Source organism: Pajaroellobacter abortibovis (genome assembly GCF_001931505.1).
Lineage (GTDB): Bacteria > Myxococcota_A > Polyangia > Polyangiales > Polyangiaceae > Pajaroellobacter > Pajaroellobacter abortibovis.
The window spans coordinates 1,490,337-1,503,956 of sequence record NZ_CP016908.1 but is presented as its reverse complement, the minus strand read 5'-3'; the positions used below and the strand labels follow the sequence as shown (position 1 = coordinate 1,503,956).

Here is a 13,620-nt window from a genome sequence, read left to right as displayed (position 1 = left end):
ATAGCGTATAGCGATGGTTAGTTCTCGTAAATCCCCTCCGAAAATGGATACACTCCCTTTCGATTTTTCATCTCCACCTGAGGTGAACGTTGCGAGAGAAGAAAAAACTCCGGAGTCGCAATCCACATCCATTGCTCTTCAAGAGAAGGGAGCTCTTCTAAAAAAGAAGGGAGGGATTTATTCTGTTTCAACAGTCCAAGTGCAGTGGGAAGAACCGCAAGAGGAATTGGAGCCTTTTCCCCCTTCAGAACCTCAAGAGCCTCATGTCTTTGGAGTCGGCGAGTTAAATCGGACCATCAAGCAACTGCTTGACAGATCATTTGAGCAGTCGGTTTGGGTAGAAGGGGAAGTGATTGGGGTCAAAGCCGCGATGAGCGGGCACCTCTATTTTTGCATTAAGGATGAACAGGAAGATGCTTCCATCGATGTGGCGATTTATAAACTTTCTCTCAACCCAAGTATTCGTGCGCTTATCAAAGATGGGACACGGGTGCGGCTGCGGGGCCGCCCTTCTTTTTGGCCTCTGCGAGGGAGACTTCAGTTTGTTGCAGAACGGGCGGAGCTTGCTGGGCGGGGTGCTCTCTTGGAAGCTCTTGAGAAACTCAAAGCGCGTTTGACGGAAGAAGGACTGTTCGCTGCTGAGCGAAAACGCCCTCTTCCTTCGGAACCTCGTGTGATCGGAGTAGTCACGAGCGCAGGAGGGGCTGTCATTCACGATATCTGCAAGGTTGCCTTTCGCCGTGGAGGGGCTCATATTTTATTGGCGCCCGCCTTGGTTCAGGGGGCAGGAGTCGCTGTCTCGATCCGTCAGGCATTGACTCTTCTTCAGAAAGTTCCCGAAGTCGATGTCATTATTGTAGGTCGCGGTGGAGGATCCGCCGATGATCTAAGTCCATTCAACGATGAAGACCTCGTGCGAGCAGTGGCTGCATGTCGTGTGCCTGTGGTCAGTGCAGTGGGACACGAGATCGACATCACTCTAACGGACTTTGCAGCGGATATTCGAGCAGCTACCCCCTCTCAAGCTGCAGAAATAATAGTTCCTGATGCGGTTGAGCGGGTGACATGGCTCAAGCAGACGAAGGTACGGCTCTGTCGAGCAGTTCAGGCCTCTGTCCTTGGGCGACAAGCAAAGCTGCACATGCTGATCCAGCGGATGGGGGATCCTCGACTAACGATAGCTTCTTTTCAACAGAGTCTTGACGATAAAACCAATCGTCTCGAAACCGTAACGACCAAAGGGTTTAGTCAGAAGCGGGAGCAATTAAACCGGATGAGCCATCGATTGATGACATTTCATCCCACTGCAGTGATCGCTCGCGATCGAGCGAGGCTTGTCCAGAAAAGAGATCAGTTGGTTTCGTGTTCGAATGCTCGCTTGTTGCAAGATCGAACGGCGATCCACACGTTTGCTGCAAGGTTGCACGCAATGAGTCCTCTCAACGTATTAGCAAGAGGGTATGCGATCGTTACGCAATCTCATGGTCGAGTAGTTCGGGCAGCAGATGAAGTACAAAAAGAAGAGAAAATAACCATCCGATTGAGTCGAGGCTATCTTGATGCTCAAATAACCGATCAGCGAGAAACAGAGGAACTGTAAAGCAGTTGAATCTTTACAAAAATTGATCTATAAAAAAGGGAAGCAGTACAGTTTTTTTAAAGGATTAAGACAAGCAGCATGTTTTTTCGCATCGTTAAAAGAACAATAGGCAAGTGGTGGCGCTGGCGTGTGTTGGCGAGTGAGCAAGCTTGGCTTTTTATTTTTAATGCGATGAGGATGAAATATGCCCTTACAATTCAGAAAAATATCGACTTTTCTTGTTATCGCCTCTGTAGTTATTGCTTGTCTTTTTTTTCTGCGCAGGCAACAAGGGGTGTTGCGCGTAGCGATAGCAAGCTGGGGTTCACATGCCTCGTTAGATGAAACCATTAAAGGTATTAAGGATGAGTTAGATCGCCAGGGATTGAGAGAAGGGGAGCACCTTCGCGTTGAAGTGAAGAGTGTCCATTTTGATGCGGCGCTGATTCCGCAGATGCTCTCCCAGCTCAAAGCGAGTCGACCGCATGTGATGATCGCGTTGTCTACGCCGGTTGCACAGACCGCTAAGAACACCGTTAAAGACATCCCTTTGATTTTCAGTGCGGTGACCGATCCTGTCGAGGCAGGTCTTTTGGAGCGAGCCGACCGCGCTTCTAGTAATATGACGGGGGTTGCTGATCGGCAGAATCTGACAGCCTTATTGCAGTTGACCAAACAGATCTTGCCCAAGGCAAAGGTCATTGGGATGCTTTACTCGACCGCCGAAGCGAACGATACAGCTCTTGTTAAAATGATGGAACGAGCCGCACAAGAGGAAGGGATGCGGCTAGTGACTGTTCCGGTTGAGCAAGCGCGCGATGTTCCCCTTCGCATGCAGGCGTTTCGCGATAAGGTTGATTTCCTCTATGTAGGGACCAGCGGAGCTATTCAACCGACCCTGCCTGCCATTGTGGCTGAGGCGGATAAGATGAAACTACCCGTTTTCAATGCGGATTCCGATGCAGTGAAGTCACATCAGGCATTGGGGAGTTGCGGAGTTAAGTACAATCAGGTAGGGGCCCATACGGGGAAGATGGTCGCCCGTATTCTTCGAGGGGAATCTGTTGAGCAAATCCAACCTGTTTTTCCTACCCTTGAGGAACATCAGGGATTTATAAGCAGAGTCAAAGCGAATTTCTTAAGAATTGCGCTCCCTACTGAATTGCCTCATGTCACCATTGTGGAGTAAGGCTTTGCTAGCCATCAACAATCTCACCAAGTCGTTCCCCCAGACGTTTGATCCTGTTCTCCAACAGCTTGATCTTGAATTAGAGCAAGGTGAATTTTGCGTTCTGATTGGAAACAATGGTTCAGGCAAGTCGACCCTCTTTAAGCTCATCATGGGCGAGCATAAAGCGGATAGTGGCAGTATCTTGATCGCAGGCGAGGAAATCACTCACAAACCCGTTCATCAGCGAGTAAAGCTGATGAGCAGTGTGACGCAGGACATCACCAAAGGAACGGTACAGGAAATGACCCTGCTTGAAAATGTCTTGTTGAGTTTGATGCGGGGGGGGGAAAGTCGCTTTCGTTTTTACCATGTCTATGCTGAACAGGTGAAGCGAGAGATCGAAAGACTAGGGATGAATCTCGAAGCATCGCTTCACTGTTCGATGAGCTCCCTTTCGGGTGGACAGCGGCAGATGATTGCGACACTGATGGCGCTTTTATCAAAACCCTTTCTGTTGTTGTTGGATGAATACACGAGCGCTTTGGATCCCAAAGCTCAAAAACGTTTGATGGAATACACGGCACAGCAGATCCGGCAACATCACATTACAACCATTATGATCACCCATAAATTGGAAGAAGCGCTTCAGTATGGAGATCGGCTGGTTATGCTCCATCAAGGGAAGATCGTGTTTGATGTGGAGGGGGAAGAGAAAGCCAAGCTCACGATTCATCAGCTCCTCAATTTATTCCATCAGTATGAAGATAGACTTTTTGCAAATGAGCCTATAGAAGTGGCAGGCTGTTAAATGCCTATCGAGTTGCTTCAGACTGGCCTTTTGCAGGGGTTGATCCTATCGATCGTCGCGTTGGGAGTTTTTATCCCTTTTCGTCTATTGAATTTTCCTGATTTAACGGCGGAAGGTTCTTATCCGGTCGGTGGAGCGATCTGCAGCAGCCTTTTGGTAGCAGGGATCTCTCCTGCTGTGGCTGTCTTAGTCGCGTGCATTAGCGCTGGTTTTCTCGGCATTTGCACGGGGATGGTCCATTTTTATTTTCACGTCGATTCCATTTTGGCTGGAATTATCCTCAGTACGATGACTTACAGTGTCAACCTGAGGTGGATGGGGAAGCCCAATATCGCGCTGTTTTCTCAATCCACTTTCTTTTCATCATTTTCGGAAAACGAGTGGATGAAGATTGGATTCATCGCGAGTATTGTTGCTGGAATTGTGCTTCTGCTCTCTTTTTTTCTGAGAACGGAAAAGGGGCTTCGCTTTCGCGCTGTTGGCTTGAATCCAAGCTTTGCTGAACGCCAAGGGATCTCTTTAAAGCTGCATATTCTGGTAGGTTTATTCGTTGGAAATGCTTTGTGTGGTCTTGCTGGAAGCCTGATGGTGCAGGTGCAAGGGTATGCGGACATCAACATGGGGGTCGGTATTGTTATTCATGCCCTGGCTGGTGTGATGATAGGAGAACGATTTCTCAAAGTGAACGCCGTTCTTTATCAACCTTTTTTGCCTGTTCTAGGGGCTGCTCTCTATCAGCAAATTCAAGGATTGGCGCTTGCGCTCGGGTTGGCCCCTTCCGATCTAAAGTTACTGACGGGGGGAATTGTATTAGGCGTTCTTAAAATGCATCCCAAACCCCTATGATGATATTGCCGTTTGATATCCGAGAGGTGGAAGGACTATCCTCTCGTTCTGGGCGTCAGCCGGGGTAGGGGAAATGCATCGGTTTCTGTTTTTCCCTTGGATGTTCGGGTCTCAATCCTTCGAGCGTCAAAATAGACAGAGGATTGGGTATCGCCGTATTGTTCAGCTACTTGTGTACCTCAACATCATTCCTACGGTTCTTCTTCTTTCCTTGGGAATTCTTCTAATGTTTTTGGGGGAGGCGAGATACAACCTCCTTCTTGGAATTTTAATGCTGAGTTTTCTTTCGGCTCTTGTGACGGGGACGGTCTTGGTTCTTGTCTTCGTGCGCCGTGAGGCCAATTTGAGCCAATTACAGGCTGATTTTGTTTCTAAAGTGAGTCATGAGCTTCGCACACCGCTTACAGCGATTCGCCTTTTTGTCGAGACGTTAGAGCGCACAACGGAAGAATCGATCAAGCAATCCTGTCTCGCAACGCTTTCGGAGGAGGTCGACCGTCTCACCAACCGCATTGAACGACTTCTGGATTGGGGGCGTATGGAGGCGGATCGCAAGTATTACGAACAGAAGGAAGAGTCTGTTGCTGCCATCGTAGAAGATGCTCTGTGTGCTTTTTCACCTTTACGTTCTGGTGAATTGCTCGATTTCCACTATGAAGTCCAGCCGGATCTCCCGTCTCTTTGGTGTGATCGTCACGCTATTGTGGACGCGCTCGTTAACCTTTTGTCGAACGCCCATAAATATGGAGGGACACCCCCTTCTATCCGACTTCGCGTGTATCAGTGGAAAGATGCGATTTCCATTGAGGTAAGCGATCGAGGGAAGGGGATTCCGCGTCCAGAGCAGCGGCGCATTTTTGAAAAATTTTATCGGATTGACGATCGGCTCTCTCGGATGCGGGAGGGGAGTGGACTTGGACTTGCCATTGTGCAGCATATTGTTCGGGCACATCAAGGTTGGGTAGCTGTTGAGAGCGAAAAAGGGGATGGGAGTCTCTTTCGAATGGTGCTTCCTCTCCGTAAAAAATCGCGATAAGAAGCTTGAGTTATCTTGTAATAGATAGGCTCTCCCATGTCTCCCCCCCAGTCTTATCCATTTGCGCAATCCTCTGAAACAGTTCTGGTGATTGAAGATGATCCAAGTATTTCACTGGGGCTCACTATGAATCTCAAAAGTGAAGGGTATACCGTTCTGTCTGCTCTGGATGGGATAGTTGGCCTTCAAATGGTTCGAGAATACAAACCAAATCTGGTGATCCTGGACGTTATGTTACCTCAACTCAATGGCTTTGAGGTGATTTCTGTCCTACGTCAAGAGGAGTATCGCATGCCGATTATCGTTCTCAGCGCACGGACAGGTGAAATGGATAAAGTTACGGGTCTTGAGCTGGGGGCGGAGGACTATGTCGCAAAACCGTTTAGCCTAGCGGAACTCCTCGCTCGCGTTCGCGCAGCGCTCCGCCGCTGCCGTCAAATAGATTCGTTTACTTGCTATACCGTGGGCTCCATTGAAATCGATTTTCGTGCTCGTCTTGTTCGGAGGGGGGGGGGTCTTGTGGAGATGACTACGACGGAGTTCGACGTCCTTTCTTGTTTGGTGCAAGCGAGGGGGGAAGCGCTTTCGCGCGAGATGATTTTCCGCCGTGTCCGAGGTCCCAACCACCATGGAACCCCGCGCACGATCGACAACTTCGTCCAACAACTGCGCGCTAAATTAGAGGATGAACCACAGTCCCCCCGTTATTTACAGACAGTGCGAGGGGTTGGATATCGATTCGCCACCTAATCGATTAACTGCTCCCATTGAGCATTGGGATGAAGGAAAAGAGAAGGATTTCGTTCCCTATGTGGTATGTTCAAAGCCATGGATCAATCTCTCCTTCGTCAGTATTTAGCAACCGTTTATGAATTTCCATCTCCTCAAGGAGTCATCCGGGCCTCGATGGATGGAGACATGGTGATGGATCCCAGTTCCCTTCCTGAACTTTTGATCCGTCCCTTCTGCGTGCTGACCGCGTATAATCCACGCTCGATGTTGCTCCCCAGAAGAATCAATGAGGCTCGGCACCTTGTGTTGCGCGATCTCCTAATCCTGGGATGTTACCGAGTAGAAGCCTGTGTTGGGAGTGAAGAAGGAACTGAGGGGGTCTGGCGGGAGCCTTCCTGGCTTATTCACGGTATTGAACGCGACGAAGCCATCGCTTTTGGCCGTGTATTTCGGCAAAATTGTATTATTGTGTGCCATGAAGGGAGGCCTGAACTCGTTGTGACGGACACTACGTTCGATGATGTGGGAAAAACGATTACCGGCAACTGGCGAATGCGTGTCTAACCACCTTGTTATAGCCAGAATGCGTGCCTTTCTTTGACGCTTCCTCTTTGTTCCTCCCAAGGATGTTCCCCTGAGGTCTTTTATCGGCTCTCGTTGGTTGCCCTTTTGGCATGGGTTGGGCTTGGGTGGATGGTCTTTCTTCGTCCGCCCATAGGCCTGATGAGTCTTTTCGCATTCTCGGTCACCATTCTGGACTCGCTCTTTTTTTGGCTTTGGCAGCTGCCCTTATCGTCTTGATTATCAGCTATGGGTACAAGCAGAATCATCAGGCAATTCCCCGGAGGGGGGAGGATATGTAGTGACTAGTTACCTGCTTGGGGAGGAGATCGGTCTGGTTGCTGGTGCAGCGCTGGTGGTGGATTATGTTCTGACGGTCACCGTCTCCCTTTCTAGTGGAGCGGATGCCCTTCTCAGTCTATTGCCCGCATGGGTACACCCTTGGAAATTGAGTTTTGCAATGATGGAGCTCGTGACCCTAATGATTTTCAATATGAGGGGGCTCAAAGAATTGGTGGCAATGCTGGTTCCTGTCTTCGTCATATTTCTCTTTACGCATGCGATTTTGCTAATCGCTGTACTCAGCACTTATTTTCTCCAGATCGGATCGACCAATCGCGCTATCAAAAACAACTTGCTGAACGCCATGCATACGCTTAGTTGGACTGGCATGCTTCATCTGCTTGTGCGTGTTTATTCGATTGGAAGGGGGGGTGCGTATACCGGAATTGAAGCTGTTTCAAAGGGTGTTTCTCTGATGCGGGAGTCGCAAGTCACGACTGCAAAACGTGTCATGGTATTGCTTGCGTCTTCTTTGGTGATCATGGCTTCAGGTATCTTGTTCTCTTGCTTGATTGTGGGAATTCATCCTGAATCCGGTAACACGATGAATACAGTGCTGCTGGAGCGTCTGGTCGGAGGGTGCTATCCAAGAGATCCACTGGGATATGGAGCTTTCGTACTCACTCTACTCAGCGAAGCGCTTCTCCTTTTTGTAGAGGCGCAGACCGGCTTCTTAGATGGTCTCCGTGTCATGGCGAGTATGGCAGTGGACTCGTGACTTTAGCGGGAATTGCACTGCTCTATACGGGTGGGGATGTTACTAAGCTGGTTATCATGTGTTCGATCAATGTCTTTTTGACCTTAGCCTTGCCAATTTGGTAATGGTACGCTTGTAGATTTGGCGTCGTCAGAAAGAGCCCCAGTGGAAGCAGCACACGTCGGTTCACTTGGTTGCCCTATTGCTGTGCATGTTAATCCTTTTGATCGCCATCATTGAAAAATTTGCAGAAGGAGATTGGAGCACACTCTTTGTGACGACTGTTTTGATTGTTTTGTGTATGTTGAGCAAACGTCATTGTAAGCTTAAAAAGCATCAGGAGGGATATCTACAAGCACATCACACGGATCACGCTCCGGATCCTCAGAAGTCTGTTGCGTTTTTGACCGTCGGTCCATATGGCTCCCTTGGGGAGTTTTCTGCGTTGAGTCTATTTTATCCCCCAATTATTTTGGTGGGATTGTCTTTGTGAGTGTTGAATGAATCGATTCCGATTCTTTTAAAGAGGTTGAACAGTTGGCTGTCTTAGAAGAACAAATGTGGGAGAGCTTGTTGCAATATGAGTGTTATGCGTGGTCTTTGGGAGTCCCCGCGACTGGCGCATTATCCGTGGGGACAGAGGTAGCTCTCAAAGCTGAAAAAATCGCACTCGATCTCAAGAGGTTGTACCCTCACAGTCTTTTTGTAGGGGGGAGGCTGATTTTCGACAGAGGCGGACTCTGGAAGCGGATCCTCCATAACGAGACGGCGATTGTTGTTCAGTGGCGGCTTCAGCAGTTAGTCATTCCTATGATCGTGCTTCCTATCCAGATCAATCTGAAGAAGCCTACCTTTCTGCTTCCCCTCGGAAGCAAAATCCCTTCCATTAAGGGAGAAAGACTGTGATATGCATGAACGCGAGGCCATTCGTAAGGCCATTCGTTAAGTGGGCTGGGGGCAAATCACGCTTACTTAAAGAATTGGTGCCATATGTTCCTCGTACGATGAGAATATACTGTGAGCCTTTTATGGGTGGGGCCGCTCTTTTTTTTGCTATTGCTGGGAGCGAATCGAAGTATTCGTTCAAACAAGCGCTTTTGGTGGATAGCAATGAAGAGCTTGTGGCCTGTTATCGCGGCGTGCGAAATTGTCTTGGTGCGGTGCTGAAAATACTCCCTCTCTATTCGTATGACAAAGAGACTTACTATAAAGTAAGGGAGCAAGATACCCGAGGGATGTCAGATGCTGAACGGGCTGCTCGCTTTATTTTTCTGAATCGCACCTGTTTCAACGGACTTTGGAGAGTGAACGCTACGGGTAAATTTAACGTCCCTTTTGGAGCCTATAAAAATCCGCGCATCGTCGATGAGGCTCGGCTTCAAGCGGCTTCTTGTGTCCTTCAGAAGGCTGAATTGATGGCCTGTGATTTTATGGAGGCGCTTAAAGAATTGCGCGCAGGGGATTTTGCCTATTTGGATCCTCCGTATGAGCCTGTGAGCAGGACTTCCCGATTTACTTCGTATGTTCCCGGAGGATTTCAATCCGCGGATCAGCAGCGGCTTGCAGAGGCATTTCGGACTCTTGGGGAGAACGGAGTTCGCGCTCTGCTTTCTAATTCGGACACGCCTTTCGTTCGCTCGATGTATTGCGATTTTACTGCCTATTCGGTTAATGCTCCTCGCACCATTCATGCAGATGCGAGCCGTCGAAGGCGCTTCCAAGAGGTGCTAATCCAAAATTGGAGGGAGGATGGTGATCTGGAGAAAGTGGAGTCATACTGTGGATGAGAGCGAGCGGCTGCTGCGTGTGCAGGCGAAAAATCAACTGCGTCGTCGGATGCAAAACCTCCGCTTGTTGATCTCTGATGCTGCTTGTGAGGCGAGGTCAGCTTGCATCCGTTCCTTTTTGATGCAGTTCCCTCCTCTTTTGGAGGCGAGAACAATCGCCCTCTTCTGGCCTATGGAGAAGAAAAACGAAGTGGATTTGCGGCCACTTCACCTCTTTCTGCAGGAGCGAGGAAAAACGATGTTTTATCCTTTTATCGATCAAGAAAAGGGAGAGATGACCTTTCGAGAAGCGAATGATATCTCTCTATTAGAACAAAAAGGTTTTTTGAAAGAGCCCAGCGCTGCATCAAGAGAGGTCGACCGAGGCGAACTGGATGTCATTATCGTTCCTGGGTTGGCGATGGACCTGGGGGGTTATCGAATTGGCTATGGTTCTGGTTGGTATGATAGAACCCTGCCTCGCTTTATCCCGCCTGCCCGCACGATAGGGGTTGTCTTCGATTACCAATTGATCGTGGAAGTCCCTGTTGCTCCTCATGATCAGGGATTGAATTGGGTAGTGACAGATCGGAAAATCATATCTGCAGAAGCGGAAATAGCAAGCGGGGGATAGGCTACTAAGCGGGGTGGATAGACTTTTCGTGGGGGGGAAGGGATTGTTTCTGGCAGAGCGGACATATGCCGTACATTTCATGTTTGTGGTTGCACAGCACATAACCGTACTGAATCGCAATCGCTTCTTGCAGTCGTTCGATCGAAGGTTCTTTGAACTCTTGAATCGCACCGCATTCGATGCAGATCAAATGATCATGGTGATCGGTTGCGCTATCTGCCAGCTCATAGCGTGTGAGTCCATCTCCAAAGTGGCGCTCAAGGGCGACGCCAGACTTCGTTAAAAGCCGAAGGGTTCGGTAGACTGTTGCATATCCGACTCTTGCATCCACTTTTCGCACTTTAGCTAACAGCTCTTCAATACTGATGTGGCTTTCAGCAGCAAAAAAGGTATCTACAATAAGCCGTCTCTGGTCGGTGGAGCGCAGCCCTTGTTTGATCATGTAGTCTTGCAAGAGGTTTCGAAGGCGATTGACCTCCAGCACATTTCGAAACTGAACTTCTTTCGTCTTTCTCGAACCCATCATCAATTTCAGGTAGTAGATCGTTCTATGGGGAGATTCTCAGATTCCCAAGCGAGAATCCCTCCTTCCAGAAAATAGACTCCTACCCCCTGCCCAGCTAACTTTTGTGCAAACTCTTTAGTTTTTTCCCCAGTGCGGCAGTAGAGAACACGGTAGATCCCAGAAGGGGCGAGTTGGTGTTTTTGAGTCTCGATCTCTTCTATGGGTATGTGCTGAGCGTTCGGTATCCGGGCTCTTGCAAAGGCTGCTGCATCTCGGGTATCGATTGCCAAGGCGGCTCCTGTTTTAATTAGTTGAGCTAGTTCGCGTGGCTGGATACTCTCCTGAGGGCGTGGGAGAAACGGCTCAATCACTTTTAAAAGATGAGCCCGTGAAAATTCCCCTGTCGTTGCGTTTATGACTTGTCCCTGGGCAATGACTATCCAGGTGGGGATAACTTGAACCCTAAGCTGGCGTGCTAAGAACGGAGATCGATGGATATCAACCCGCAGAACTCTCACTTTCCCTTTCATCTCTTCAGCGAAGGCTTCTAATTCGCTTGAAGAGCCTTGCTCTTCCATCCAGAATTGAAGGAGGACTGGCAACTTGCTGTGCAGTACCTCCTGCTCGAAATTCGCTTCAGAAACGGTTGCAATGGAAGAGAATTGGTTGCTCTCGTGACCAGGAGAAGTCAACGTTCTTGAGGAGATAGCTTTCTTCCCTAGTTTTTCAATCCTTTCGAAGATAGACATTTTCGCCCTTTCTTTGGTAGAGAGAATATGCTATATTATCTCACTGTATCGAATAGGGGTAAAATTAACAAGGGAATCGTCTCTTGACAAGAAAGAATTCGTAAATTAGGATATTTATTCTTTATAATGTTTAATTCATTTGCTGCCAGCGAGAAATATTACTTTGGGCAACAGGGCAGGGAACAGAAAAATGCCAAAAATGAAGACAAATAGGGCTGCCTCAAAGCGATTCAGAATTTCAGGAGGCGGTCGCGTTCGCCGTTCCAAGGCAGGAGGTAATCATGGGATGTACCTTAAATCCCGCAAGCGCAACCGCCGTCTCCGAGCGAATGATATGGTTGACAAAACGTTAGAGAGACATGTCAAGAAGCTGATTCCTTATGGTTGAAAGGAATTGTTCTTAAAAATCCAAAAGCAAATGAGGGAAACCTATGCCGCGTGCCAAACGAGGGTTTAAAGCTCGCCGTCGTCGAAATCGTATCCTAAAGCTTGCTTCTGGGTACCAGGGTCCCCGATCGCGTCTTTTTGCGTACGCAAAAGAAGTTGTGATGAAAGCGTGGGTGTATGCTTATGCGCACAGAAGGCGAAAGAAGAGAGATTTCCGAAGGCTTTGGGTCACCCGCATCAATGCAGCTAGTCGTGCAAACAGCACGACTTATTCCCGCCTCTTACACGCGATGAAACAGAAAAAGATCCTCATCGATCGCAAAATTTTAGCGGATCTCGCTGTGAAGGATCCCTCTGGGTTTGCAGAAATTGCTCGCCTTGCATCAAGGGCTATCTAAAGCGTTAAGTCAGAAGGATAGAGTCCTCTTTTGGCTTGTCCTAGATAGAAAGATAATGTGCGTGTGAATTGCCCCTCGAGATCGAAGTCAACAGAACATAGCGCTGCAAATGTGAGTGCCATTGCTGCTGGGCAATTGTGATCATGGCTGATAGGACTCTTGCTGCCACAGAGGCGACGCTTGCTGCGATACGTGATCGGTGTCTGTCTCAGTTTCGACAAGCAGAGACAGAGCAAGCACTGAGACAGGAGTATGCAAAAATCCTAGGAAGGAAAGGGAACCTTACGGAGTTGCTCAAGACAATTCGCAATGCTGTTCCTGAGGAGAGGAAGAGTATTGGGGAAGCGATCAATGCCCTACGTAAGGAGGTTGAAAGTCATTTCCAAGCGTGCTTGCAATCAATTGTTCTGCATCAGCGGGAGGTACAGCTTCGCACTCCGCTTGTGGATCTATCCTTGCCACCTCGGATTCCTGTCCCTTGTGGACATAAGCATCCGCTAAATCTTGTTTCTGAAGAGATCGTTGATATTTTTCGTTGCTTAGGCTTTGCGGTCTGCGATGGGCCTGAGGTTGAGCATGCGGACAACAATTTTAAAAAATTAGGATTTCCTGATGATCATCCAGCAATCGATATGCAAGATAGCTTCTGGACGACTCAAGGTTTTCTATTGCGCACTCACACTACCAATGTTCAAGCGAGGGTGATGTCTACACAAAAACCTCCTATGGCTTTTATTGCGCCGGGTGCAGTCTATCGTCGCGATGATGATCCAACGCATTCTCCTATGTTTCATCAAATTGATGGATTCCTTGTCGATAGGAGAGTGAGTTTTGCTGAGATGAAAGGGGTTCTCACGGAATTCATCCGCGGTTTCTATGGCCCTTCTACGCCGATGCGATTTCGAACCAGCTATTTTCCTTTTGTAAAGCCGGGTGCGGAAGTCGATATTGGCTGTATCTTCTGTAAGAGAAGAGAATTTCCTACAACGAATCCTTGCAGTGTGTGTAAGCAGACAGGATGGATAGAGGTTTTAGGATGTGGAATGATCCATCCTACTGTGTTTGAGCATTGTGGACTCGATCCTGAGGCGTGGACAGGATTTGCATTTGGGATGGGGATTGAAAGGCTGGCGATGATTCGGTATGCGATCCCTTCCATTCGTCTTTTTTATGAGAATGATCCCCGATTTTTATCTCAGTTTTAATAACGGTGCGATTGCATAAAAAAACGATGTCCGAGGCTAGGGGGGGGGAACCTCGAACACCGTTGCTTTTATAACTAGCATGTATCATGCCAGTGTTGGTTTGATTCGAATTGGCTTCTTTTGGATAAATAAAAGAACCTCCCCTTGCGTCTCAAGCTGCATAAGTGAAAGAGTCAAATTTCAGTTTCGAAAATAATCCGTTAG

General features: G+C 48.4%; 18 protein-coding genes. 16 read left to right on the top strand and 2 right to left on the bottom strand.

Annotated elements, in window-relative coordinates:
* Positions 1-13: 13 nt before the first annotated feature.
* From xseA to BCY86_RS07525, 13 genes are all read left to right on the top strand, one after another.
* Entirely contained in the window at positions 14-1,600 is a 1,587-nt protein-coding gene (gene xseA / locus BCY86_RS07580; protein ID WP_083604270.1) for an exodeoxyribonuclease VII large subunit, read from the top strand.
* A 184-nt stretch (positions 1,601-1,784) separates the two neighbouring features.
* Positions 1,785-2,768, top strand: coding sequence for an ABC transporter substrate-binding protein (locus BCY86_RS07575; RefSeq protein ID WP_075277184.1), 984 nt, complete (start codon positions 1,785-1,787; stop codon positions 2,766-2,768).
* Positions 2,749-3,558, top strand: coding sequence for an ABC transporter ATP-binding protein (locus BCY86_RS07570; protein ID WP_216636011.1), 810 nt, complete (start codon positions 2,749-2,751; stop codon positions 3,556-3,558). The genes BCY86_RS07575 and BCY86_RS07570 overlap by 20 nt, the downstream gene beginning before the upstream one ends.
* Complete coding sequence (locus tag BCY86_RS07565; protein WP_075277183.1) at positions 3,559-4,404, top strand: ABC transporter permease; 846 nt, start codon at positions 3,559-3,561, stop codon at positions 4,402-4,404.
* 73 nt (positions 4,405-4,477) lie between these two features.
* Complete coding sequence (locus tag BCY86_RS07560) at positions 4,478-5,440, top strand: sensor histidine kinase (RefSeq protein WP_083604269.1); 963 nt, start codon at positions 4,478-4,480, stop codon at positions 5,438-5,440.
* A 36-nt stretch (positions 5,441-5,476) separates the two neighbouring features.
* A complete protein-coding gene (locus BCY86_RS07555; RefSeq protein ID WP_075277182.1) occupies positions 5,477-6,190 on the top strand; it encodes a response regulator transcription factor in 714 nt (237 codons plus the stop codon).
* A 66-nt stretch (positions 6,191-6,256) separates the two neighbouring features.
* Positions 6,257-6,736, top strand: coding sequence for a DUF3293 domain-containing protein (locus BCY86_RS07550; RefSeq protein WP_245776221.1), 480 nt, complete (start codon positions 6,257-6,259; stop codon positions 6,734-6,736).
* A 110-nt stretch (positions 6,737-6,846) separates the two neighbouring features.
* On the top strand, positions 6,847-7,035 hold the full coding sequence (locus BCY86_RS09895) for a hypothetical protein (RefSeq protein ID WP_156865156.1): 189 nt from the start codon (positions 6,847-6,849) through the stop codon (positions 7,033-7,035).
* Positions 7,035-7,793, top strand: coding sequence for an amino acid permease (locus BCY86_RS07545; protein ID WP_075277180.1), 759 nt, complete (start codon positions 7,035-7,037; stop codon positions 7,791-7,793). Before BCY86_RS09895 ends, BCY86_RS07545 begins: the two co-directional genes overlap by 1 nt.
* A gap of 169 nt (positions 7,794-7,962) precedes the next feature.
* Entirely contained in the window at positions 7,963-8,265 is a 303-nt protein-coding gene (locus BCY86_RS10110; protein ID WP_075277179.1) for a hypothetical protein, read from the top strand.
* A 44-nt stretch (positions 8,266-8,309) separates the two neighbouring features.
* A complete protein-coding gene (locus tag BCY86_RS07535; RefSeq protein WP_075277178.1) occupies positions 8,310-8,678 on the top strand; it encodes a hypothetical protein in 369 nt (122 codons plus the stop codon).
* Between the two features lie 5 nt (positions 8,679-8,683).
* Positions 8,684-9,559 carry a DNA adenine methylase gene (locus tag BCY86_RS07530; RefSeq protein ID WP_075277177.1) on the top strand — a complete coding sequence of 292 codons (876 nt, stop codon included), beginning with the start codon at positions 8,684-8,686 and terminating at the stop codon, positions 9,557-9,559.
* A complete protein-coding gene (locus tag BCY86_RS07525) occupies positions 9,522-10,172 on the top strand; it encodes a 5-formyltetrahydrofolate cyclo-ligase (protein ID WP_083604268.1) in 651 nt (216 codons plus the stop codon). Before BCY86_RS07530 ends, BCY86_RS07525 begins: the two co-directional genes overlap by 38 nt.
* A 4-nt stretch (positions 10,173-10,176) precedes the next feature.
* On the opposite strand, the gene BCY86_RS07520 is transcribed toward BCY86_RS07525, so the two are convergent.
* Both BCY86_RS07520 and BCY86_RS07515 read right to left on the bottom strand, forming a co-directional pair.
* Complete coding sequence (locus BCY86_RS07520) at positions 10,177-10,698, bottom strand: Fur family transcriptional regulator (protein ID WP_245776219.1); 522 nt, start codon at positions 10,696-10,698, stop codon at positions 10,177-10,179.
* A 5-nt stretch (positions 10,699-10,703) separates the two neighbouring features.
* A complete protein-coding gene (locus BCY86_RS07515; RefSeq protein WP_083604267.1) occupies positions 10,704-11,426 on the bottom strand; it encodes a rhodanese-like domain-containing protein in 723 nt (240 codons plus the stop codon).
* A 190-nt stretch (positions 11,427-11,616) separates the two neighbouring features.
* Here BCY86_RS07515 and rpmI point away from each other — a divergent pair, with 190 nt between their 5' ends.
* The 3 genes from rpmI (at position 11,617) to pheS (ending at position 13,416) form a co-directional block, all read left to right on the top strand.
* The gene (rpmI, locus tag BCY86_RS07510; protein ID WP_075277175.1) at positions 11,617-11,814 is read left to right on the top strand and encodes a 50S ribosomal protein L35; all 198 of its coding nucleotides are present in this window, start codon (positions 11,617-11,619) and stop codon (positions 11,812-11,814) included.
* A 43-nt stretch (positions 11,815-11,857) separates the two neighbouring features.
* The gene (gene rplT / locus BCY86_RS07505; protein WP_075277174.1) at positions 11,858-12,211 is read left to right on the top strand and encodes a 50S ribosomal protein L20; all 354 of its coding nucleotides are present in this window, start codon (positions 11,858-11,860) and stop codon (positions 12,209-12,211) included.
* Between the two features lie 143 nt (positions 12,212-12,354).
* Complete coding sequence (pheS, locus tag BCY86_RS07500) at positions 12,355-13,416, top strand: phenylalanine--tRNA ligase subunit alpha (RefSeq protein WP_083604266.1); 1,062 nt, start codon at positions 12,355-12,357, stop codon at positions 13,414-13,416.
* The last annotated feature ends 204 nt before the right edge of the window (positions 13,417-13,620 follow it).

Excerpts from the sequence above, each read along its gene's own strand:
- xseA (WP_083604270.1), top strand. The coding sequence starts at position 14 with ATGGTTAGTTCTCGTAAATCCCCTCCGAAAATGGATACACTCCCTTTC.
- BCY86_RS07575 (WP_075277184.1), top strand. The coding sequence starts at position 1,785 with ATGCCCTTACAATTCAGAAAAATATCGACTTTTCTTGTTATCGCCTCT.
- BCY86_RS07570 (WP_216636011.1), top strand. The coding sequence starts at position 2,749 with ATGTCACCATTGTGGAGTAAGGCTTTGCTAGCCATCAACAATCTCACC.
- BCY86_RS07565 (WP_075277183.1), top strand. The coding sequence starts at position 3,559 with ATGCCTATCGAGTTGCTTCAGACTGGCCTTTTGCAGGGGTTGATCCTA.
- BCY86_RS07560 (WP_083604269.1), top strand. The coding sequence starts at position 4,478 with ATGCATCGGTTTCTGTTTTTCCCTTGGATGTTCGGGTCTCAATCCTTC.
- BCY86_RS07555 (WP_075277182.1), top strand. The coding sequence starts at position 5,477 with ATGTCTCCCCCCCAGTCTTATCCATTTGCGCAATCCTCTGAAACAGTT.
- BCY86_RS07550 (WP_245776221.1), top strand. The coding sequence starts at position 6,257 with ATGTTCAAAGCCATGGATCAATCTCTCCTTCGTCAGTATTTAGCAACC.
- BCY86_RS09895 (WP_156865156.1), top strand. The coding sequence starts at position 6,847 with ATGGGTTGGGCTTGGGTGGATGGTCTTTCTTCGTCCGCCCATAGGCCT.
- BCY86_RS07530 (WP_075277177.1), top strand. The coding sequence starts at position 8,684 with ATGAACGCGAGGCCATTCGTAAGGCCATTCGTTAAGTGGGCTGGGGGC.
- BCY86_RS07525 (WP_083604268.1), top strand. The coding sequence starts at position 9,522 with ATGGTGATCTGGAGAAAGTGGAGTCATACTGTGGATGAGAGCGAGCGG.
- BCY86_RS07520 (WP_245776219.1), bottom strand. The coding sequence starts at position 10,698 with ATGATGGGTTCGAGAAAGACGAAAGAAGTTCAGTTTCGAAATGTGCTG.
- BCY86_RS07515 (WP_083604267.1), bottom strand. The coding sequence starts at position 11,426 with ATGTCTATCTTCGAAAGGATTGAAAAACTAGGGAAGAAAGCTATCTCC.
- rpmI (WP_075277175.1), top strand. The coding sequence starts at position 11,617 with ATGCCAAAAATGAAGACAAATAGGGCTGCCTCAAAGCGATTCAGAATT.
- rplT (WP_075277174.1), top strand. The coding sequence starts at position 11,858 with ATGCCGCGTGCCAAACGAGGGTTTAAAGCTCGCCGTCGTCGAAATCGT.
- pheS (WP_083604266.1), top strand. The coding sequence starts at position 12,355 with ATGGCTGATAGGACTCTTGCTGCCACAGAGGCGACGCTTGCTGCGATA.